This window comes from Blautia sp. AM29-29 (assembly GCF_003480555.1).
In the GTDB taxonomy this organism is placed as follows: Bacteria; Bacillota; Clostridia; order Lachnospirales; family Lachnospiraceae; genus Fusicatenibacter; species Fusicatenibacter saccharivorans.
The window spans coordinates 82,677-103,451 of sequence record NZ_QUJD01000004.1 but is presented as its reverse complement, the minus strand read 5'-3'; the positions used below and the strand labels follow the sequence as shown (position 1 = coordinate 103,451).

19 protein-coding genes are annotated in these 20,775 nt (G+C 48.6%); all 19 read left to right on the top strand.

The window, feature by feature from the left end; genetic code table 11:
- Nucleotides 1-12: 12 nt before the first annotated feature.
- The 19 genes from rlmD (at nt 13) to DW769_RS04100 (ending at nt 20,774) form a co-directional block, all read left to right on the top strand.
- Nucleotides 13-1,302, top strand: coding sequence for a 23S rRNA (uracil(1939)-C(5))-methyltransferase RlmD (gene rlmD / locus DW769_RS04200; protein ID WP_118750007.1), 1,290 nt, complete (start codon nt 13-15; stop codon nt 1,300-1,302).
- Between the two features lie 89 nt (nt 1,303-1,391).
- On the top strand, nt 1,392-2,327 hold the full coding sequence (locus tag DW769_RS04195) for a carbohydrate kinase family protein (protein WP_055265602.1): 936 nt from the start codon (nt 1,392-1,394) through the stop codon (nt 2,325-2,327).
- Between the two features lie 12 nt (nt 2,328-2,339).
- On the top strand, nt 2,340-3,464 hold the full coding sequence (locus tag DW769_RS17170) for a non-canonical purine NTP pyrophosphatase (RefSeq protein WP_117509935.1): 1,125 nt from the start codon (nt 2,340-2,342) through the stop codon (nt 3,462-3,464).
- A gap of 85 nt (nt 3,465-3,549) precedes the next feature.
- Nucleotides 3,550-4,101 (top strand): flavin reductase family protein, encoded by a 552-nt coding sequence (locus DW769_RS04185; protein ID WP_055219194.1) that lies wholly within the window; start codon nt 3,550-3,552, stop codon nt 4,099-4,101.
- 140 nt (nt 4,102-4,241) lie between these two features.
- Nucleotides 4,242-4,559: a PadR family transcriptional regulator gene (locus DW769_RS04180; protein WP_022461550.1), complete on the top strand. Its 318-nt coding sequence runs from the start codon at nt 4,242-4,244 to the stop codon at nt 4,557-4,559.
- Complete coding sequence (locus tag DW769_RS04175; protein ID WP_022461551.1) at nt 4,556-5,173, top strand: DUF1700 domain-containing protein; 618 nt, start codon at nt 4,556-4,558, stop codon at nt 5,171-5,173. Before DW769_RS04180 ends, DW769_RS04175 begins: the two co-directional genes overlap by 4 nt.
- On the top strand, nt 5,170-6,099 hold the full coding sequence (locus DW769_RS04170) for a DUF4097 family beta strand repeat-containing protein (RefSeq protein ID WP_055219198.1): 930 nt from the start codon (nt 5,170-5,172) through the stop codon (nt 6,097-6,099). The genes DW769_RS04175 and DW769_RS04170 overlap by 4 nt, the downstream gene beginning before the upstream one ends.
- 328 nt (nt 6,100-6,427) lie before the next feature.
- The gene (locus DW769_RS04165; RefSeq protein WP_117802617.1) at nt 6,428-7,405 is read left to right on the top strand and encodes a LacI family DNA-binding transcriptional regulator; all 978 of its coding nucleotides are present in this window, start codon (nt 6,428-6,430) and stop codon (nt 7,403-7,405) included.
- A gap of 602 nt (nt 7,406-8,007) precedes the next feature.
- Nucleotides 8,008-8,949: an ABC transporter permease gene (locus tag DW769_RS04150; RefSeq protein ID WP_055265610.1), complete on the top strand. Its 942-nt coding sequence runs from the start codon at nt 8,008-8,010 to the stop codon at nt 8,947-8,949.
- A gap of 19 nt (nt 8,950-8,968) precedes the next feature.
- Nucleotides 8,969-9,880, top strand: coding sequence for a carbohydrate ABC transporter permease (locus tag DW769_RS04145; RefSeq protein WP_082426161.1), 912 nt, complete (start codon nt 8,969-8,971; stop codon nt 9,878-9,880).
- 124 nt (nt 9,881-10,004) lie between these two features.
- A complete protein-coding gene (locus tag DW769_RS04140) occupies nt 10,005-11,816 on the top strand; it encodes an extracellular solute-binding protein (protein WP_022461556.1) in 1,812 nt (603 codons plus the stop codon).
- A 215-nt stretch (nt 11,817-12,031) separates the two neighbouring features.
- On the top strand, nt 12,032-13,429 hold the full coding sequence (locus DW769_RS04135; protein WP_022461557.1) for a glycoside hydrolase family 32 protein: 1,398 nt from the start codon (nt 12,032-12,034) through the stop codon (nt 13,427-13,429).
- Nucleotides 13,430-13,461: 32 nt separating this feature from the next.
- Nucleotides 13,462-14,829: a glycoside hydrolase family 32 protein gene (locus DW769_RS04130; protein ID WP_199688471.1), complete on the top strand. Its 1,368-nt coding sequence runs from the start codon at nt 13,462-13,464 to the stop codon at nt 14,827-14,829.
- A 26-nt stretch (nt 14,830-14,855) separates the two neighbouring features.
- A complete protein-coding gene (locus DW769_RS04125) occupies nt 14,856-16,370 on the top strand; it encodes a serine hydrolase domain-containing protein (RefSeq protein WP_118750005.1) in 1,515 nt (504 codons plus the stop codon).
- 180 nt (nt 16,371-16,550) lie between these two features.
- A complete protein-coding gene (locus DW769_RS04120) occupies nt 16,551-16,907 on the top strand; it encodes a helix-turn-helix domain-containing protein (protein WP_118750004.1) in 357 nt (118 codons plus the stop codon).
- A gap of 31 nt (nt 16,908-16,938) precedes the next feature.
- Complete coding sequence (locus tag DW769_RS04115; protein ID WP_147398848.1) at nt 16,939-18,039, top strand: hypothetical protein; 1,101 nt, start codon at nt 16,939-16,941, stop codon at nt 18,037-18,039.
- A gap of 142 nt (nt 18,040-18,181) precedes the next feature.
- Nucleotides 18,182-19,543, top strand: coding sequence for an MATE family efflux transporter (locus tag DW769_RS04110; RefSeq protein WP_118750023.1), 1,362 nt, complete (start codon nt 18,182-18,184; stop codon nt 19,541-19,543).
- Nucleotides 19,540-20,322: a threonine/serine exporter family protein gene (locus DW769_RS04105; protein WP_117761737.1), complete on the top strand. Its 783-nt coding sequence runs from the start codon at nt 19,540-19,542 to the stop codon at nt 20,320-20,322. Before DW769_RS04110 ends, DW769_RS04105 begins: the two co-directional genes overlap by 4 nt.
- Entirely contained in the window at nt 20,319-20,774 is a 456-nt protein-coding gene (locus DW769_RS04100; RefSeq protein WP_117761736.1) for a threonine/serine exporter family protein, read from the top strand. The genes DW769_RS04105 and DW769_RS04100 overlap by 4 nt, the downstream gene beginning before the upstream one ends.
- Nucleotide 20,775: the final 1 nt, after the last annotated feature.

The following is a 20,775-nucleotide window of genomic DNA, read 5'->3' as shown; positions in this document are numbered from 1 at the left end:
AGGTAAGAGAAAGTGGAAAACACGAGAGAGAAGAATAAAAGAGCTGACGGAAGAAAAAAGACGTATTTCGACAGGGAAAATAAAAAGAAAGCCGTTCGTACAGAGAAAACAAAGAGCGTGGCACCGGAAAAAGGAAAGCAGAAAAAGAGTTCATCATCGTCGAAATGTCCTTATCAGAAAAAATGCGGCGGATGCACATATCTGAACCTCTCCTACGAAGAGCAGCTCGCGAAAAAAGAGCAGTTCCTGAAGAAAACTCTGAAGGGCATCGTCCCGGTCAAAGGCATAGTTGGCATGGAAAATCCTTATCATTACCGGAATAAAGTCAATTCCGCCTTTGCACGCAAAAAAGACGGAACGATCATATCCGGCATTTATGAAAAGGGCACACACAAAGTGGTCCCGGTCGATGAGTGCCTGCTCGAGGATCAGCGTGCCGATGCCATCATCCGCGATATCCGCAGTCTGCTGAAGAGCTTCAAAATCATGATCTACAACGAGGACAGCGGCTACGGCCTCCTGCGCCACGTCATGGTGCGCACCGGCTTTACTTCCGGCGAGATCATGGTCGTCCTCGTCTGCGTATCACCAGTCTTCCCGTCAAAAAACAACTTCGTAAAGGCCCTGCGCAAACTCCACCCGGAGATCACCACGATCGTACTGAACGTCAACGACCGCACCGACAGCATGGTACTCGGAAAACGCGACATTGTCCTCTTCGGACGCGGTTACATCGAGGATGAACTCTGCGGTTGCACCTTCCGCATCTCCCCGCAGTCCTTCTACCAGGTCAACCCGGTTCAGACGAAAAACCTGTACGAAAAAGCCATCTCCCTGGCCGGCCTCACCGGAAACGAACGCGTCATGGACGCCTACTGCGGAATCGGAACCATCGGCCTCATCGCATCCCGCGATGCCAGAGAAGTCATCAGCGTCGAACTGAACCCGGACGCCGTCCGCGATGCCGTAACAAACGCCAAACGAAACCAAATCAAAAACGTCTCCTTCTACCAGAACGACGCCGGCGCCTTCATGGTCTCCATGGCCGAAAAAGGCGAAAAAGCCGACATCGTCTTCATGGACCCGCCAAGAGCCGGCAGTGATGAAGCCTTTCTGTCCTCTGTCGTAACCCTTTCACCGAAAAAAGTGGTCTACGTCTCCTGCAATCCGGAGACATTGGCGAGAGACCTGCGGTATCTGACAAAACACGGATATAAGGCAGAAGAGGCATGGGGGTATGATATGTTCGCGTGGTCGGAGCATGTGGAGACAGTCTGTTTACTAACGCAAAAGAAGGCTTAATACAACAGAAGAAAACAATTTCGTGAAACAGACGAAGAGGCTTGTCTGAAAAAAGAAGGAATGAAAAAACAGGAGAGGAAAAAAGAAACATGGCAGTAAATAAAAATGGAATCGTAGTATTAGGAGCAGTTTTTGTGGATATCAAAGGTTTTCCAGAGGACATCTACGTCCCGGACGGCAGAAACGCCGGCCATGTCGAATACATCCACGGCGGTGTGAGCCGAAACGTGGTGGAGGATATCGCAAACCTGGAACTGCGCCCGACCTTCCTTGGAATCGCGGATAATACCGCACTCGGCGAGGATGTTGTGCGCAAACTGCAGCGCCACAAAGTCAATACCGAATACATGAAAGAAATCCCGAACGGTATGGGAACATGGCTTGCTGTCTTCGATCACAACGGTGACCTGGCGGGCTCCATTTCCCAGCGCCCGAACCTGATGCCGATTCTCGATATTCTGGAAGAAAACGGAGATGAAATTATCGAAAACTGCGATTCCATTGTGGCAGAGATCGATATGGACAAAGAGATCATCAAAAAGCTGGTACAGCTCTGTGAAAAATACGATAAAAAATTGTACGGCGTTGTCAGCAACATGAACATCGCAGTCAGCAGAAGAGATCTTCTGCAGAAATTTGACTGCCTGATCTGCAACCAGATCGAGGCAGGCGTTTTCTTCTCCGATGATTACAGCGAAAAAACACCGGCCGAGATGGAAAAGATTCTCGCCGAGCGTCTGAAAGCGGCAAATGTTCCGGCCATGGTCGTAACAATGGGCGGCGACGGAGCGGTTTATGCGGAAGCAGACGGAGAGAGCGGCTTCTGCCCGGCGCAGAAAGTACAGGTAAAAGATACAACAGGAGCCGGTGATGCGTTCTGCGCAGGTGTTTCCGCCGGTCTGACCTATGGAAAAACGCTTGGCAAGGCAGTTGAAATCGGTACGCGTCTTGCTGCATCCGTCATCACATCGTCGGAAAATGTCTGCCCGCGCTTCCGCCCGGAAGAGTTCGGCATCGAGGCATAGAAGGGGGCAGAAATGAAGTTACTGTACGGAACCGGCAACCCGGCAAAACTCGACGCGATGCGTCACCGCCTTGCCGGTCTTGGAATTGAGCTGATCGGGCTGAAAGATCTTGGCGGTGTTAAGCAGCCAGAGATTATCGAGGATGGAAAAACGCCGCTGGAAAATGCCAGGAAAAAGGTGGAGGCGTATTTCAACGCGCTTCATATGCCGGTGTTCTCCTGTGATTCCGGTCTGTATTTTGACAACGTGGCAGAGGACGACCAGCCCGGCGTCCATGTGCGGACCGTGAACGGAAAGTATCTGTCCGATGAAGAAATGACCGTGCATTACGCCGCCCTTGCAGAAAAGTACGGCGGCCTGACGGGACGCTACAAAAACGCAGTTTCGCTGATTCTTGATGCGGACCACCGCTATGACGCGATGGACCCGTCAATGGAGAGCGCTCCTTTCCGCATGGTCAGCACACCCCATCCGATGAGCAAAAAAGGCTTTCCGCTCGACCGTCTGTCGATCGATCTGCGGACCGGAAAATATTATTACGATCTGAATGAGCAAGAAGCCGCGCTCGATCAGCTTGCCGTGGAAGACGGTTTTCTGCAGTTTTTTGAGCGGGCAATGGAGGAATACCATAAGATGGAACGATATGAACTTCGAACCATCCGCCAGGACGAAATGGAACAGGGCGTTGCCATTGAGCTGGCGTGCTTTCCGCCGAATGAGGCGTGCTCCGAAAAGAGCATGCGCGAGCGGGTGCAGTACGCGCCGGAGCTGTTTCTGGCGGCAGTAGACAAAGAAACCGGAAAAATCGCCGGAACGCTGAACGGACTTGCAACAAACGAGACAAAATTCCGTGATGCCTTTTTCGATGAAATCAGTCTGTACGACCCGAAGGGAGAAAACGTCATGCTGCTGGGTCTCAGTGTCCTGCCGGAATACCGCGGCCAGGGAATCGCCCGCGCGCTGATGGAAGAGTACAGCCGCCGGGAACAGAAAAACGGAAGAAAACAGCTCATTCTGACCTGCCTGCAGGATAAGGTGGAGATGTACAAAAAGATGAATTTCCGCGACGAGGGAATCTCCGCATCCACCTGGGGCGGCGAGGAATGGCATGATATGACGAGAAAATTAAACGATTAAGAAAATTTGCAGAGAAAATCTCTTGTGTTAAAGTTTGCTGTAAGCGTTATAATAAAGAAAATCAAGCAAAACAGGAGGAACAACCATGAGCAGAGTAAATTTTGGAGCAAAACCAAACATGTATCCACTTCCGGTTCTGATTATTGCAACATATGACAAAGATGGCAACCCGGATGCCATGAATGCTGCATGGGGTGTAGTCACAGATTTCAATGAGATCTCCATCAGCATGGGCGACCACAAGACAACAGACAACCTTGCCGCAACCGGTGCCTTCACCGTCAGCATGGCAACCGAGGATACTGTTGTTGGCTGCGATTACGTCGGCATCGAGTCCGGCAGAAAAGTTCCGGATAAATTTGCACGCGCCGGTTTCCATGCAACGAAGAGCGAATTCGTCAACGCGCCGCTGATCGACGAGCTTCCGATGGCACTGGAGTGCAAAGTGAAAAGCTTTGACAACGGCATTCTGGTCGGCGAGATCGTGAACGTCTGCGCAGACGAGAGCGTTCTGACCGACGGAAAGATCGACCCGAAAAAACTGAAACCAATCGCCTTCGACCCGGTCAACAACACCTATCTCGCCATGGGCGACAAAGTCGGCGACGCATTCGGTTCCGGAAAAGCCCTGAAATAAACACAGATGATGACATGACAGCGAATATGTAAAAATTTTATATATTCCCCTTGACAAACCGCCTCCATAGTCTTATGATATGTATAAATTATATATATATAAATATTTTACATATCAGAAACTAACGGAGGTGGTTTTTTATGTATTTTCCGGTATCAGCACTGCTGATCGAATTTATGATCCTGTCGATTGTGAATCGGGAAGATTCTTATGGATATGAAATCAGCCAGACGATCAAACTGGTTGCAGACATCAAAGAGTCGACACTGTACCCGATCCTGAAAAAACTGGAAAAGGCGGGCTACGTGACGACGTATTCCGCAGAGTACCAGGGCAGAAAACGGAAGTATTATTCGATCACAGAAGCAGGAAAAACACAGATGGCGTACCTGCAGGGCGAATGGAAGTCCTATCGTGACACCATTGACAACATCATCGAGTGGAGGAAAAAAGAATGACGAGTGGGGAATATCTGAAACAATTGGAAAAGTATCTGAGGAAGCTTCCGCAGAGCGACTATGAAGATGCGATGGAATACTTCACCGAGTATTTTGCAGATGCCGGTCCGGAAAATGAGCAGGCCGTGATCAAAGAACTCGGAACACCGAAACAGGCAGCCGCCGAGCTGATGCGGAATCTTCTGGACAAAAAAGTAGATGAACGCGAGGCAATGGAAAAGGAAGAAAAACAGAAAGAGAAGAAAAAAACGACAGGCGCCAACGTCGTCTGGATCGCGATTCTCGCCCTGTTTGCAGCCCCGATCGGAGCCCCGATTCTGATCAGCATTCTCATCGTTCTGCTCTGCGCGGCCCTCTGTGCGGCACTGCTTGATATGAGCGTCTTTCTGATTGCAGTTGTCGGCGTGGCCGCCGGAATTAAGATGCTGCTGCGCGGCATTCTGGCAGTCTCGGTTTCCTTCGGCGGATTCTGCTTTATTACCGGAATGGGCGTTTTCATGCTGGGAATCAGTATTCTGTGCGCGGTGTTCGGCGTATACTTTGCAAAATGGATGGGACGGCTGTTCGTGTGGTGTACACGTAAGGTAACGAAAAAAGGAGGAAGCAGATCATGAAAAAATGGACAAAAACAGCATTACTGACAGGATGTGCCTGCTGTATTGCCGGTGCAGTGCTGATGTTCAGCGGATGGGCAAGCGGCGGAAAAGCATACGCGGAAACGTATGATCTGAATGCGATGAGCGGTTCTGCGAAGAAGGAAGACGGCATTTCCGCACAGGAAAAGATAAAACTTGATGATTTTGATGAACTGCAGGCAGACCTTACGATCGGCGACCTGAACATCCTTCCGTCCGGTGACGATTCCTGTTATCTCGCCTGGCGGATTCCGTCGAAAAAAGGAGAGACTGCAGTGGAATATCGCGTGCGGGACGGTGTTCTGAGCATCGAAGAGACAAGCGCAGTGTCCGATACGATTTACATTAATATTGACTTTACGGAAGAAATCTTAAGTGGCGGTAAACAGTCGGAAACAGGAGTGATTCTGTATGTACCGGAAAAGAAGGTACTGAAAAAAATAGAGGTAACGATGGGATTCGGTGATGTGCAGATGAATGGCATCCAGGCGGAAAGCGGAAGACTGCAAAATGCGGATGGAGATATCACACTTTTCGGATGTGACATGCAGAATATCAAATGCAAAGCAGATTACGGTGATGTGGAACTGAAGAGCGGAACGTGGGAGAATGGGTCGATCACGCTGGAGGATGGCGATGCGAAAATCCAAAATACGAAGCTTTCCGGAGACGTGTCGGTGGAAAACTCCTACGGCGATATTGAACTTGAACTGGGTAAAAAAGATCTGGAACGGCTGGAAATTACGGCAAAGACAGATTTTGGGGAGATCGATGTACCGGATACCATGGAGAATCTGATGCAGAAAGAGGAGGACGAGCAGAGCTTTTCTTATGTACCGGATCAGCCAGCGGGCAGAATCACACTGATGACAAAGGATGGTGATATCTCGTTGGAAAACGATTAAGCGTTTCTGAATGTTCAGGGACATATGAAATTCCAGAAAAATCGCAAAGCATGCCCGCATGAATGAGCGTTTTTGGAAAATAAGACAAAAGTGACAAAAACACAGGAGGCTGTTTGGATGGTTTCACCAGAAAAAGGGAAATGATCCAAACAGTCGCTTGTTTTTTGTACTTAAATTTTCAGCTTTTAACTTGATTTGTAGATTGCGGTGCTTTAAAATAAAAGTAATAAAGCGTTGTGGAACGGGCTCCACAGACCGGCAGCGGGGGAAAAGCCGGAACGAATCAGTAGAAAACAGCCCAGTGTCAGAAGAGGAGTTAGGAGAAACTATGGCAAGTATTAGAGATGTCGCGATCAAAGCGGGAGTGGGAATCGGAACGGTATCCCGTGCACTCAATGGGAGCGGGTATATTTCCGATGAAACAAAACAGAAGATTATGCAGGCGGTGGAGGAGCTGAACTACAAACCGAACGAACTCGCCCAGAACCTGTTCCACAACAAGTCCGGTTTTATCGGAATTGTTGTTACGAATCTTTCACACCCATTCATGGCATCTCTGGTCAAGCATGTCGAGAACAATCTGTACACAAATGGCTACAAGTGCATGCTCTGCGAGGTTGGGGACAACCCGAACCGCATCGAGGAATTTGTGGAAATGTTGCAGCGAAATGTCATGGACGGCATTATCTGCTGTGCGGATATTCCGTCTTCTGTCAGTCTGGCGGAAATTCACCGTCCGATTGTCATGATTGACCGCTACGTCACAGAGGGGATTCCGTGTATACATTCCGACCATAAGCGCGGCGGTGAGCTTGCGGCACAGGCACTTTTGAGCGCCGGATGTAAGAACGTGATCTATTTTACATCGAATGCAACAGAGCGCGGTTACTCGATGGACCGTTACCGACGGTTTGCAGAAGTCTGCAAACAGCATAAATGTAAAGTTACAGCGATTGATGCCGGAAGCAAAAATCCGAATTTTCAGACCGGCTCGATGATCTGGAAAAAATATATCAGCCACTTTGATGGAATTGATGGACTTTTTACAGCCGATGTCACAGCGGCTGTGTGCATGAAGATGCTGCAGAAAAAAGGAATCAAGATTCCGAAAAAACTGAAGGTGGTCGGCTACGACGGCCTGGATTTTACCCGCTTTTTGACACCGGAGCTGACAACGGTTCGTCAGAATGTGCCGGAAATTGCCAAGCGGAGCGTAGATACGGTCATCCGCATGATTGACGGAAAGAAGATTGAGGAAATGGAACAGATTGTGGATGTGACCTTCCGAAAAGGGGAAAGTATCTGAAAATAACGAAACAGGGAAGCACTGAAGTTTGGATTATTTTCCGGGAATGCAATAAAACAGAAGAAGAACAGATATCAGAGACACTCGATCTGAAAAGAAAGGGTGTCTCTTTTTGTGAGCTTTTTTAACCGAATCAAGCAAGTCCCCTGCTTCTATTGCGTGAAGCAATAAGCAGTGGGTTGGGACTTGCTTGTATCAGGAGGAGTGTAAGCTCCTTCTGATAAACTGCGCAAAAAGGCGTGAAAACGTTACAGAAATAGTTGCAATTGTCGAAAAAATAGTGAAAAACAGAAAAGTGGAACATATGGAACAAAAAAATGCATGGAACAGCGGAACATGTGGAACAGTGGAATGCGAGGAAAAAGAAAATTAGTGTGGATTTCATGAAAAACAGGGTGCATATTGCACAAAAAAACGAAAATGAAATTGTGAAAATGTTGAAAATGACGAAAAAATATTGGAATATCGTTGACATTAGAAGAACTGCGTACTATGATACAGATATGGAACAGGTTCCACAATACAAAGTGCCGAAACGGAAACGATGCAAATGTGGAACGAAAAGCGGTTGGTAAAGCTTTTAGAGAAATAAGGAGGGAACTATGAAGAAAAAAACGTCATCGCCGAAAACGGCAGAAAGTGGAAAATTGAAAAAAGCGCTCTCGTGCTGGCAGCTGTACATCCTGCTGATTCCTGCACTGATCTGGCTGATCGTTTTTGCTTACTATCCAATGTACGGCCTGATCATCGCCTTTAAAGATTTTAAAGGCCGCATGGGAATCATGGGAAGTCCGTGGGCAGATCCGATCTTCAAGTATTTCAAAATGTTCTTCAGTACCAGTATTGCCATGACGGCAATCAAGAACACAATCATCATCAGTCTGGAGAGCCTGATCATCGGATTCCCGATTCCGGTTATCTTCGCACTCTTACTGAACCAGGTACAGAGAAGCGGACCGAGACGAATCATCCAGACCATCTCCTACGCACCGTACTTTATGTCAAACGTAGTTGTAGTCAGCCTGATTTCCGTACTGTTTTCCGCAAACGGTCTTGTAAACCACGCAGTTATGGGAGCCGGCGGAAAAGCAATCATGTTCACCAGCCTTCCGGAGTACTTCCGCAAACTTTTCATCGGAAGTAACATCTGGCAGACGATGGGATTCAACGCCATCATCTTCATCGCAGCACTGACCGCAATCAGCCCGGAGTATTACGAAGCAGCAACGATGGATGGTGCTTCCAGATTTCAGAAAATCCTTTACATTGATTTACCTCTGATTATGCCGACCATCATCCTGATGCTGATCCTTCAGGTAGGTAACATTATGAACGTGGGATATGAGAAAGCTTATCTGATGCAGAACGGTACCAATACAACCGTCAGTGAGATCATTTCGACATACGTATACAAAGTAGGTCTCCAGACCGCACAGTACAGTTTTGCGACAGCCGTTGGCTTATTTAACTCCGTTGTAAACTTCATTATTCTGGTTATCACAAACGCAGTTGCAAAGAAGACCAGCGATATCAGTATTTTCTAAGAGTCAGGGGGCTTGAAAAATGGCAAATAATAACACTGTGAAAAAGAAAAAAGTAAAAATGAGTACGGGAGACAAGGTCTTTACCGTGATCAATACCGTCATCATGATCCTTGTCTGTATTGCAATTGTATATCCTCTGTATTACGTGCTTCTGGCATCTGTTACAGACCCGGTTGTTGTAAGCTCCGGTAAAATTCTTCTCTATCCGGAAGCGTGGTACACCAACGGATATGAAACCACACTGAAATACCAGCCGCTCTGGACCGGCTATGCAAACACCATCAAATATACCGTATTAGGAACGCTGATTTCCCTGGTCTGCACCATTCCGGCCGGCTATGCACTTTCCAGATACGATATGGTAGGAAGAAAACCGATTATGTTCCTGTTCACCTTCACGATGTTCTTCAGCGGCGGTATGATTCCGATGTACTTAACCGTACAGCAGCTGCACATCTACAACACAACATGGGCTATGGTCCTTCCGGTAGCAGTGTCCGCTTACAACCTGATCGTATGCCGCTCCTTCTTTGAAAGTGGTATTCCGGTCGAGCTTCTCGAAGCAGCAAAAATCGACGGCTGCAGCGATTTTGGATTCTTCTTCAAAATTGCAATTCCGCTGTCGAAAACGATCATCGCAGTTATGTGTCTGTTCTATGCAACCGCAATGTGGAACCAGTTCTTCAACGCACTGATGTTCCTGCAGGATGACAGCAAGATGCCTCTTCAGGTCGTTCTTCGAAACTTGGTACTGATGAACCAGTCCAACCAGATGGGAAGTAGTGCTTCTGAGATGGTAACAAAACAGAAACTGGCTGAGCAGTTAAAATACTGTGTCGTAGTTGTTTCCGCATTCCCGCTTCTGTGCGTATATCCTTTCCTGCAGAAATACTTCGCAAAAGGTGTTACGATCGGTGCAGTCAAGGGCTGATGCAGAACAGAAAATTTATTGTTGCAGAATTCATGGATATAGCAGACATGGTTTATGTGTAGGAATACAAAAATACTAACGTATTTCACTGCCGGAAAAGGCAGCAAAATAAAGGAGGAACAATATGAAGAAAAAAATCGTATCCGTATTACTGGCAAGCCTTATGGTAACCAGCATGCTCGCAGGCTGTGGAAACAGCTCCGGCAGCTCAAGCAGCTCCGGTGCAGGAAGCACAGGAGGAGACACCACCTCTGCATCCGGTACAGAAGCAGGTGACACAGGTCTCACAGCAGAAGAGCAGGAAGCAGTAGATGAGGGAATCATCCAGCTCGACGGTACCCTTCCGATCATCAAAGATCCGGCAAAATTCGAAGAGAAATACGGAAAAATTTCCGCTCTGATCGTAAACTCTGCAGACAGAACTGTAGAAGTAGGCGACCTGGCTATGTGCCAGAAATGGTTCGAGGACACAGGAGTAGAGTTTGACTGGCAGCCGATCCCGCAGGAGAGCGCAACAGAGAAAATCAATCTGATGCTTTCTTCCGGACAGGATCTTCCGGATGTATTCTGGAACTTCGGCGATGGTAAATCCGGAAACACCGTAGTTCAGTACGCAGACCAGGATGTATTCCTTCCGACCGAAGGCCTGATCGAAGAGTATATGCCGAACCTGAAAGCATTCCTCGATGACAATGAGCAGTATCAGCTTGAGATCACCGCTCCGAACGGCCATAAATATGGATTCCCGTACGTAGAGGAAATGAAAGGTCTTGTATTAACACCTGGACCATTCGTGATCAACAAAACATGGCTGGATAAAGTAGGCAAAGAAGTGCCGACAACCGTAGACGAGTGGGTAGACTGCCTGAAAGCAATCCGCGACGGCGGCGATCTGAACGGAAACGGCGAAGACGATGAAATCCCGATGGCAACCTGGTTCGGCGCAACCGATACCTTTGGTTCCTACAACCTGTTCTATCGTTTCACAGGTGCATTCGGATGCGCTGACTCCTACTGCGGAGGAAACTCCTATGCGGATCACTTAAGAATGGTTGACGGAAAAGTTACGTTCACTGCAACAGACGAAGCATTCAAGAAAACAGCAGAATTTTTCAACATGCTGTATGAAGAAGGACTGATCTGGAACGGTTCCTTCGAGGCAGATGAAAGTATGTCATTCAAATCTTCTCTGATCAAAGAGAATGTTGCAAAGATCGGTTCCTTCGGTGTTTGGGGCGATCAGGAAATTACAAACCAGGAAGTACATGATCAGTACGTAGCAGTTCCGAGACTGCAGGGCGAAGACGGTATGACCGGTTTCGAGTGCAACTACTCTGAGCTGCAGGATTCTTCCGATACAGCAATCACAACGACCTGCAAATTCCCGCACGTTGTTGCAAGATTTGTAGATTACATGGTAGGCGATCCGGAAATCTCTGTTACATCTAACTGGGGCGCAATCGGATACAACTATGAGAAAGACGAAGACGGCGTTCTTCGTACACCGCTCGATGAAAACGGAAACTACAAACCTCTGAATCCGGAATATAAGAACTTTGGTGAGGCTCGTGTAAACTCCACAACCTGCCGTGGTTCTATGATCGTTCAGAACGAGTACTATGACACCGTTTGCGGCTACACCTTCGATGCTGTAAAGCTTCTCGAGATGCAGAAAGAAAACGGTAAAGATGACATCATGGAAGAGTATGACACCATTCCGCGTGTTCTGATGACCCAGGAAGAGATTCAGCGTCTGGCACAGATTCAGCCGACCGTCTCCGATATCGTTGACCGTTACATCACTACATGGGTAACCGGCGGCGTTGATGATGCAAGCTGGGAGTCCTATAAGACAGAGCTTGAGGGCGCTGGTTTGAGCGAACTGGTTGAGATTTACCAGGGCGCAGTAGATCGAGCAGCTTCTGCAGCAAACTAAAAATCGGGCGAAAAGCGATTACGAAAAAACAGTAACGTAAACGATTTGCAATTAATGTTCTATAACTAAAGAAATTCCAAATGTGGCCATGTTGTATCCCATATAACATGGCCATATTTAAAAAGAAGATTATTTCGTTCTTATTTCTTTTTTGTTGAAGTTCCAAATGGAAAAAGATAAAATAGGAAAAGAGAGAACAGGAAAAGAGGGATCCTATGAGTAAACAGGGAAAAAGAGATTTTAGACCGAACATTCATTTTACACCGGAGAAAAACTGGAACAACGATCCGAACGGACTGATTTATATCGATGGTATCTGGCATCTGTATTATCAGCATAACCCAAATGACGTTGTATGGGGACCGATGCACTGGGGTCATGCAGTATCGAAAGACCTGATTCACTGGGAGCATCTGCCGGTCGCCCTGTACCCGGATGAGATCGGAACGATGTACTCCGGAAGTATGGCATACGATGAAAATAACACCAGCGGATTTGCGAAATACGGTGAGAAACCGATGGTGGCTGTCTACACGGCGCACAATATGGAAACGGGCCTGGAGCAGCAGTGTATTGCATACAGCCTGGATCAGGGAAAGCATTTTGAAAAATATTATGGCAACCCGGTGATCGAAAACCCGGGCACACCGGATTTCCGTGATCCACGCGTCTTCTGGAATGACAAAAAGGACTGCTGGAGCCTTGTTCTGGCATCCGGCGACCACGCAGAGTTTTACGCATCCCAGGATTTGAAAAACTGGAAGAAAACAGGCGAGTTCGGTGTCGGTGTCAATAAAGTGCCGACTGTATGGGAATGCACCGATCTGATCCGTGCTAAAACAGGAAATGAATTTGACGGATTCAAATGGATTCTGATAGTCAGCATGATACATCCGGGAACCGAAGGCCGTGCCAATATACAGTATTTCGTCGGTGATTTTGACGGAGATACCTTCCAGTGCACCGAGATCACAGACGAGCCGCTGTGGATTGATTTCGGATTCGACAATTATGCCGGTGTAACGTATGGAAACTACGACCGTCCGGTTTACCTTGGATGGGGCGTTAATCCGCTCTACGCGAACTTTGTTCCGACCGGTGAGTATTCCGGTCTGATGACACTGCCAAGAGAACTTTCACTTTGTGAGACCGAGGAGGGCTACCGCCTGAAAACAAAACCGTTCGGGATCGATGAGTACCGTGCGGGTGCCTTCCCGATCGGAAATCAGAAGCCGCTGCTGACCGAGAGCTTTGGACTTCTCGTGCAGGGCAATTTCGGAAGAATTGCGCTGAAAAACAGCAGAGGTGAGGAAGTAGTCATCGAGGTAACGGTGGACAGCATCACGGTGGACCGCTCTAAGAGCGGCGACCTTAGTTACTTTGATGATGTAGATCCGAAGCTCTTCAAAAAAGAGGATCTGCTGGTATCTACAACAAAACGTTACATGCGCGGAAATGTCAACATGGAGATTATTTTTGACGTTTCCTATCTGGAGATTTATGCAGATGGTGGTCTGGAGACCGCTTCCGTATGCGTTTACCCGGATGCTCCGTATCAGGTGGTTTCCACAGACGGAGATCTGGAAGTAAAAATGTACACCATTAAAAAATAGGGGATATGTTTATTTTGGGAGGTTTTACAAAAATGATGAAAAAAAGAGATTATAGACCGAAAATCCATTTTTCGCCGGAAAAAGGCTGGATGAATGATCCGAATGGCATGGTTTATGTAGATGGCGTGTACCACTTCTTTTATCAGAAGTACCCGTATGATACCAGCTGGGGACCGATGCACTGGGGGCATGCAACATCCCGCGACCTGATTCACTGGGAGCATCAGCCAATCGCACTTTATCCGGATGAACTTGGATTTATCTTTTCGGGAAGTGCTGTGTATGATACGCAGAATTCTTCTGAGTATGGTACCAATGAAAATCCGCCAATCATTGCTATTTATACCAGCCATCACAAGGACGGTTTGGAACAGCAGAGTATTGCATACAGCAATGATAAGGGCCGGCATTTTGAAAAGTCATATCTGAATCCGGTCATCAAAAACCCGGGAATTTCCGATTTCCGTGACCCGAAAGCGTTCTGGAATCCGGTCAGAAGATGCTGGAGTCTTGTTCTTGCAGCGCAGGACCGTGTCTTCTTCTACGCATCCCAGGATATGAAAAACTGGGAGAAAACTGGAGAATTCGGACCGGAAGGAAATCATGCGAAGGGGGTGTGGGAATGCCCGGATCTGTTCCCGATTGAGTATAAGGGAAAAAATGTATGGGTTCTTGTTGTCAGCATGACAAAAGCCTCCGAGGACGACCACTGCAAAATGCAGTATTTCCTGGGTGATTTCGATGGAGAAAAATTCCTCTGCACCTATCCGTCCGATGAGCCAAGATGGCTGGATGAAGGCTTCGATAACTATGCAGCCGTTACATTCCAGAATGCGAAAGATGTTCTGCTGATGGGATGGGGTATGAACTGGCAGTATGCAGCACAGACTCCGACAGAAGAGTACTGTGGCCAGGCAACCCTGGCGAGAAAGCTGTCCCTGACAGAAGTAGATGGTGCGCTGACCCTCGTGGCTGCTCCGGCCGGACTGGAAAAATTCCGTCACAGCAGTTATCCGATCGAGAACCACACAACGATTCGCACAGAGACCTTCGGACTGAAAATTTCCGGAAAGGGAGATGCGAAAATCTGCCTGAAAAACTCAGTGGGACAGAAACTGAAGATTTATGTAAGCGACACCAAAATCACGGTTGACCGTACCATGGCGGGCTACAAAGAATTCAGTGAGCATTTTATGACAGAGAAATATTCCATCAGCACCGCAGCGAGAAAGAAAGACGGAGCATGGAATCTGGAACTTGTTTTTGATGTTTCCATTCTGGAACTGTTTGCTGAGGACGGCGTAGATGCTGTTTCCAGTGTGGTTTATCCGGAGACACCGTACGACCGTGTAAGCTGGAAGGGAGATCTTTCCGTTGAACTTTACGAAATTGATGCATAAAGGCTGCGAGAAAGGGGAAAAGCAAAATGGGATACTTTAAAGATGTGACACCGGAAACAGCTGGAATCAGCTCCAAAGGAATTTTGAATTTTCTCGACCGGATGGAAGAAAGTCAGATTGAGCTGCACAGCTTTATGGTGATCCGCCATGGACAGTGTGCAGCGAAGGGCTGGTGGAAGCCGTATGATGAAAAATTCCGTCATCCACTGTATTCGTTCAGCAAATCGTTGACAGCAACGGCGATTGGTTTTGCAGAGCAGGAGGGAATCTTATCGCTGGATGAGAAAATTGTCGATATCTTTCCGGATCTGCTGCCGGAAAACCCATCTGAAAATCTCAAAAAGATCACACTGCATCACCTGCTGATTATGGGCTGCGGCCATGAGACGGAGATTATGGACAATTCCGAAAACTGGATTTCTACCTTTCTTCATCATCCGGTGCTCCATGAGCCGGGAACGTTTTATAAATACAATACAGCCGGAACCAACATGCTGGCTGCCGTTCTGCGGAAAAAAACGGGACAGAATGTTACAGAGTTTCTGAAATCCCGTCTGCTGGAGCCGCTTGGCATCACATCCCTTACCTGTGCATTGCTCGGAGACGGGACGGAGCTCGGTGGAGGCGGTATGAAGATGGTGACGGAGGATATGGCAAAATTCACGTATTTTCTGTCCAAACAGGGCGAGTGGGAAGGAAAACAGCTGCTTCGAAAAGACTGGTTTGAACGCGCCTGCCGCAAGCAGATTGAGACGGAGGGCGATTCGGAAGGCCACGTAAAAGACTGGGCGCAGGGCTACGGCTATCAGTGCTGGATGTGCCGTTATCCGGGCTCCTTCCGCGCAGATGGTGCGTACGGTCAGTTCGGCGTTGTGTTCCCGGATCTCGATCTGATTGTGATCCTGACAACAGCAACAGAACAGACACAGGAGGAGTTGAGCGCACTGCAGGAAGAACTGATCCCGTATGTGAAGAAGGAAGCAGGAGAGCTGCCGCCGTCCCCGCTTGCCGGTGCGGTAAAAGAGCGTACCGCACAGCTGGCACTGCAGCCGCGCAGAGGAACGAGAAATCCGTTTATGGAAGAAAAAGTAAGTAAGCATGTTTATGTATCGGCTCCTCTGATGGGTAACCAGCTGCTGCCGGATTCCGCAGAAATTCTGATCGGCGGAAGCGGCCTGTTTTCGCTGGAGACAAGTCCGATTCAGGAGATGCGATTCGCTTTTGGCTGCGATAAGATGTACTGGAAAGTACAGGAAGGCGGGAAAGAAAAGGAATTTGTCCTCTCCATGCGCCGGGATTTCGCCTATAGTGAAGCGGATGGCCATATTTATGCTGGTTCTGCTGCATGGCGTACGCTAAATACGCTCGAGATGGAGATTCGGCGGATGGACGGTTTGAGTGGTGGCCGCATGATTGTCAGATTCCAGAAGGAAAATCTTCTGTTGGAGGCAGAGGATACGCTGATCAGTGTTGGTGGACTCGGAATTTCACCGCGTCAGGTACTGACTGTGTTTGGGATAAAAGAAGATGAAATAGATTGAAAGAGAGAAAAACCGGCGGAATTTTCCGCCGGTTTTTACATAACTGTGTGAAAATCCTGTAAAAAGAGGGAAACAATATGTAAAGTCCGAGAGAAGAATTGCCAATTTTTTCTTAATATGGTAAAATTTTGATTATCTTGGAAAAAGATCGACGCAAAAGATAAAGATACAGGAGGCTCTATGTCAGTTTTTTCAGATTTATTATCCGAATATATCACCATGAAAGATGTCGGGGTTTACCCGCTTTCGCAGTTCTGCGGACTCGATCGTTCTTTCATGTATAAGATCATCAATGGAAAACGAAATCCGTCCGGGGAGGATGTTGTGCGGAAGATGGCACAGTTCATGCAGCTGACGCCACGGGAAAAAACAGATTTCATGGATGCATTTTACATTACCCAGATGGGTGAAGAGGTTTATTACCGGCGCAAATCGGTCGGAGAACTGATTGAAACGTTCAGCTGCCGTGAGGGGAAAAAGGAATATATCTTCCATGAGGCGGAGATTGCAAAACTGGAATTGAACGGGGGGGGGTAGCGGAGAGATTCCCTTTCGGGGCACAGTGCATGTGCGGCATGCAATTTTGCAGCTGTTTTTCGGTGAAGCTGTAAAAGAAGACGGAAAAATTTCCGTTCTGGTCCAGCCGGACTTCGATTTTGCCATGGAACTTCTGCAGGTATTCGGGGAACAGAACTCGAATTTGACGATTCAACATCTGTTCTGCATGAACAACAACGAGAAGATGGTTTCGATGCGGAAAAATTACAACCTGAGTTGTCTGCAGAAAATTCTCCCGATCTGTGCCTGCGGCTGCGATTACCGTGCGCGGTACTACTACGACAATGTGACGGCACGGCTGAATGAGTTCCGCCTTTTCCCGTACCTCATCCTGACGGAGCACTGTGCGCTTGCTTTCAGCGCCGATTACCAGAATGCACTTTTGTTCCGGGAGGAGACGACGCTGCGGATGATGCGCGAGATGTTTGAAGGCTATTTCAAACAGTCGGAGCCGTTGTTTGAACGTCTTGACACGGTACAGTCCCAGCTTGGCTATACGGAAACACTGATTCGTCACTTTATCGCATCAGATTCCCCGCGGTATTTCTTCCAGAGAATGCCGTGTCTTTCCGGCCTTCTGACAGCAGAAATGCTGGAGCGCCATCTCGTAAAAGAAATGCCGGGGCGTGAGCAGATGATACGGGCGGTTGCACAGTACGCAAAGGTGATGCAGACACAGGTACTGGATAAAAAAACGACGATGTTTTTTTCAGAGGATGGCATCAAAAGTTTCCTGGAAACGGGGCGCGTGGATGAGTATCCAAAAGAATGCTATTCTCCGCTGGACTTTGACGAGCGTATCGCCCTGATCCGCCGCTTTCTGGCGCTGCGGGATCGCGCGAATCTTCGTATGATCCGGGAAACGAAAGAGAGAGCAGAGCATGCGCTGAATATTTCGGTCAATGCAAACGAGGGCTATCTTCTGTTCCAGACGCGGACAGAGCGGCTGATTTACCTCAGCATCCGGGAACCGAGCATTCTTATGGCATTCTACGATTACCTGGAATCCATGAAACCGGAAGAACTCTGCACGGAAGAGGAGATGCTGGGACGTGTCGAAGCCATTCTGTATGAATTTGTGGCTTGTCATTCCAGAGAAGGTTCGATATAATAGAAAAAAGGATATTTCCAAACCGGTCATCTCGGGTGAGTTCCGGTGCGTGTCTGCTGAAAAGAAGGCTGGACACGCACCGGGCGGGAACCTGCGGATGACCGGTTTTGACTGTACGAAAAAGAAATGGGGGTTTTTACGAATGAGTACAGAAAGTAAAACAAGAATGACGGAGGGCAGTATTTCAAAAAAGATGATTCTGTTTGCGATCCCGCTGTTCCTTGGTAATCTGTTCCAGCAGTTGTACAATACGGCCGACTCGCTGATTGTAGGAAATTTTCTGGGAAGCAATGCACTGGCAGCGGTCAGCTCTTCGGGCAATCTGATCTTTCTGATGGTTGGTTTTATTAACGGTATCGCAATGGGCGCCGGTGTCGTGATTGCAAGGTATTACGGAGCGAAAAACCGGGAAGATCTGCAGAAAGCGATCCATACGACCGTGGCGTTCGGCCTGGCGGCCGGTGCAGCGCTGACTGTGCTTGGCATGTATCTGGCGCCGAGAATCCTTGTGCTGATGGGAACACCGTCCGATGTCCTGCCGCAGTCCGTCGAATATTTCCGTACCTATTTTGCAGGATCTCTTGGTTTTATCATGTATAACATTTTCGTCGGCATTCTGCAGTCCGTCGGCGACAGCCGCCACCCGCTGATCTATCTGATCGTGTCATCGTGTATCAATGTTGCGCTCGATCTGCTTTTTATCGGCGGCCTTGGCCTTGGGGTCGGTGCGGCAGCGCTTGCAACGGTAATTTCCCAGTTTACAAGTGCGATTCTCTGTATGATCCATCTGCTGCGGACGAAGGAAGAGTATCGTCTTCATATCCGCAAAATCCGTTTCGACGGCCGGGCGCTTGGCGAGATTATCCGCAACGGTGTGCCGTCCGGTTTCCAGAACTCGGTTATTTCGATCGCAAACGTTTTCGTGCAGACGAACATCAATGCATTCGGGAAAATGGCGATGGCAGGCTGCGGTTCATATGCAAAAATCGAGGGTTTTGCATTCCTTCCGGTTACATGCTTTACGATGGCATTAACGACGTTTGTCAGCCAGAATCTCGGTGCAAAACAGTATGACCGGGCGAAAAAAGGAGCGCGGTTTGGCATTCTCTGTTCCATTACCATCGCCGAGCTGATCGGGTTTGTGATCTATGCGGCCGCACCGACTTTGATTGCGGCGTTTAACAGCGATCCGGCCGTTGTCCATTACGGCGTGATGCAGGCGAGAACGATTGCACTGTTTTATTTTCTGCTGGCGTTTTCTCATTGCATCGCGGCTGTGCTCCGCGGTTCCGGGCACGCCGCGGTTCCCATGGTTGTCATGCTCTGTGTCTGGTGCCTGTTCCGCGTCAGCTACATTACCGTGACGGTCCGGCTGATCCCGGATATCCGCGTGATTTTCTGGGCTTACCCGCTGACCTGGAGTATCAGTTCTGTCATTTTCCTGTATCTGTTTTTGAAAGGAAAATGGGTATATGGTTTTGAAAAAGGAGGAAAACAAAGATGAACGCAGAATCGACGAGAGAAGCGCTTGATGTGGCATCGCTGGCGGGAGACATCCTGCTGGCGAGCGGCGCGGAAATCTTCCGTGTGGAGGAGACGATCGACCGCATTGCGCGGGCGTATGGCGTTGACTCCAGCGATGCGTTTGTGTTGAGCAGTGGTATTTTTCTGACAGCTGAGAGCGGAAAAAAGCAGGAATTTGCCCGCGTGCGTCACATTCCGCTGTCGGCGGCGCGGCTCGACAAGGTAACGGCAGTCAACCAGCTCTCCCGCGAAATCGAGGAGGGGCTGCACGCGCCGAAGGAGGCGAAGGCCTGGCTGCTCGACATTCAGCGGATGCCGGACAAACCAAGATGGCACCAGGTACTTGCATCCGGTGTCGGAAGCGCGTGCTTCTGTTTTCTGTTCGGCGGCGATGTGGTGGACAGCATGGTAGCATTTCTGTCGGGCTTTGTTCTGTACTTCTATCTGCTGTACCTGCTGCGCGGCAGAATGTCAAAAATTGCGACGAATATTTCCGGCGGCGCGCTTGTCACACTGATTGCCGTTTTTCTGTATCAGGCGGGGATCGGCCATCATCTGGACAAGGTCATCATCGGTTCGATTATTCCGCTGGTGCCCGGTGTCAATTTCACGAACGCCATCCGTGATATTGCGGATCAGGACTACATCGCGGGTTCCGTGCGGATGCTCGATGCGCTGCTTGTGACATTCTGTATTGCGCTCGGTGTCGGACTGATTATCACAGGATATCATCAACTGGCGGGAGGGCTGCAGCTATGAGTGATACCATTCGTTTGATTGCGGAATTTTTTGCCGCCTGCGTCGGAACGATTGCGTTTGCGCTACTGTTCCAGGTGCCGCGGAAATACTACCTGTACTGCGGACTGGCAGGTGCCTGCGGCTGGATCTGCTATAAACTGATCCTCCCGCATACGACAGAGCCGGTGTCCATCTTTTTTGCAACGGTGCTCGTCATCCTTCTGTCGCGCAGCTTTGCGGTGTACAAGCGCTGCCCGGTAACGGTATTTCTGATTGCGGGTATTTTCCCGCTGGTGCCGGGAAGCGGCATCTACTGGACTGCTTTTTACGTGGTAACCAATGATCTGGAGCGCGCCGGTGCAAGAGGATTTCTGACACTGAAGGATGCAGTTGCGATTGTGCTTGGCATTCTCTTTGTTTTTGAGTTTCCGCAGAGCTGGTTCCGTAAGGTGTTGACAGACAAAAGCAAATAAC

Excerpts from the sequence above, each read along its gene's own strand:
- DW769_RS04195 (WP_055265602.1), top strand. The coding sequence starts at position 1,392 with ATGGCAGTAAATAAAAATGGAATCGTAGTATTAGGAGCAGTTTTTGTG.
- DW769_RS17170 (WP_117509935.1), top strand. The coding sequence starts at position 2,340 with ATGAAGTTACTGTACGGAACCGGCAACCCGGCAAAACTCGACGCGATG.
- DW769_RS04185 (WP_055219194.1), top strand. The coding sequence starts at position 3,550 with ATGAGCAGAGTAAATTTTGGAGCAAAACCAAACATGTATCCACTTCCG.
- DW769_RS04180 (WP_022461550.1), top strand. The coding sequence starts at position 4,242 with ATGTATTTTCCGGTATCAGCACTGCTGATCGAATTTATGATCCTGTCG.
- DW769_RS04175 (WP_022461551.1), top strand. The coding sequence starts at position 4,556 with ATGACGAGTGGGGAATATCTGAAACAATTGGAAAAGTATCTGAGGAAG.
- DW769_RS04170 (WP_055219198.1), top strand. The coding sequence starts at position 5,170 with ATGAAAAAATGGACAAAAACAGCATTACTGACAGGATGTGCCTGCTGT.
- DW769_RS04165 (WP_117802617.1), top strand. The coding sequence starts at position 6,428 with ATGGCAAGTATTAGAGATGTCGCGATCAAAGCGGGAGTGGGAATCGGA.
- DW769_RS04150 (WP_055265610.1), top strand. The coding sequence starts at position 8,008 with ATGAAGAAAAAAACGTCATCGCCGAAAACGGCAGAAAGTGGAAAATTG.
- DW769_RS04145 (WP_082426161.1), top strand. The coding sequence starts at position 8,969 with ATGGCAAATAATAACACTGTGAAAAAGAAAAAAGTAAAAATGAGTACG.
- DW769_RS04140 (WP_022461556.1), top strand. The coding sequence starts at position 10,005 with ATGAAGAAAAAAATCGTATCCGTATTACTGGCAAGCCTTATGGTAACC.
- DW769_RS04135 (WP_022461557.1), top strand. The coding sequence starts at position 12,032 with ATGAGTAAACAGGGAAAAAGAGATTTTAGACCGAACATTCATTTTACA.
- DW769_RS04130 (WP_199688471.1), top strand. The coding sequence starts at position 13,462 with ATGATGAAAAAAAGAGATTATAGACCGAAAATCCATTTTTCGCCGGAA.
- DW769_RS04125 (WP_118750005.1), top strand. The coding sequence starts at position 14,856 with ATGGGATACTTTAAAGATGTGACACCGGAAACAGCTGGAATCAGCTCC.
- DW769_RS04120 (WP_118750004.1), top strand. The coding sequence starts at position 16,551 with ATGTCAGTTTTTTCAGATTTATTATCCGAATATATCACCATGAAAGAT.
- DW769_RS04110 (WP_118750023.1), top strand. The coding sequence starts at position 18,182 with ATGAGTACAGAAAGTAAAACAAGAATGACGGAGGGCAGTATTTCAAAA.
- DW769_RS04105 (WP_117761737.1), top strand. The coding sequence starts at position 19,540 with ATGAACGCAGAATCGACGAGAGAAGCGCTTGATGTGGCATCGCTGGCG.
- DW769_RS04100 (WP_117761736.1), top strand. The coding sequence starts at position 20,319 with ATGAGTGATACCATTCGTTTGATTGCGGAATTTTTTGCCGCCTGCGTC.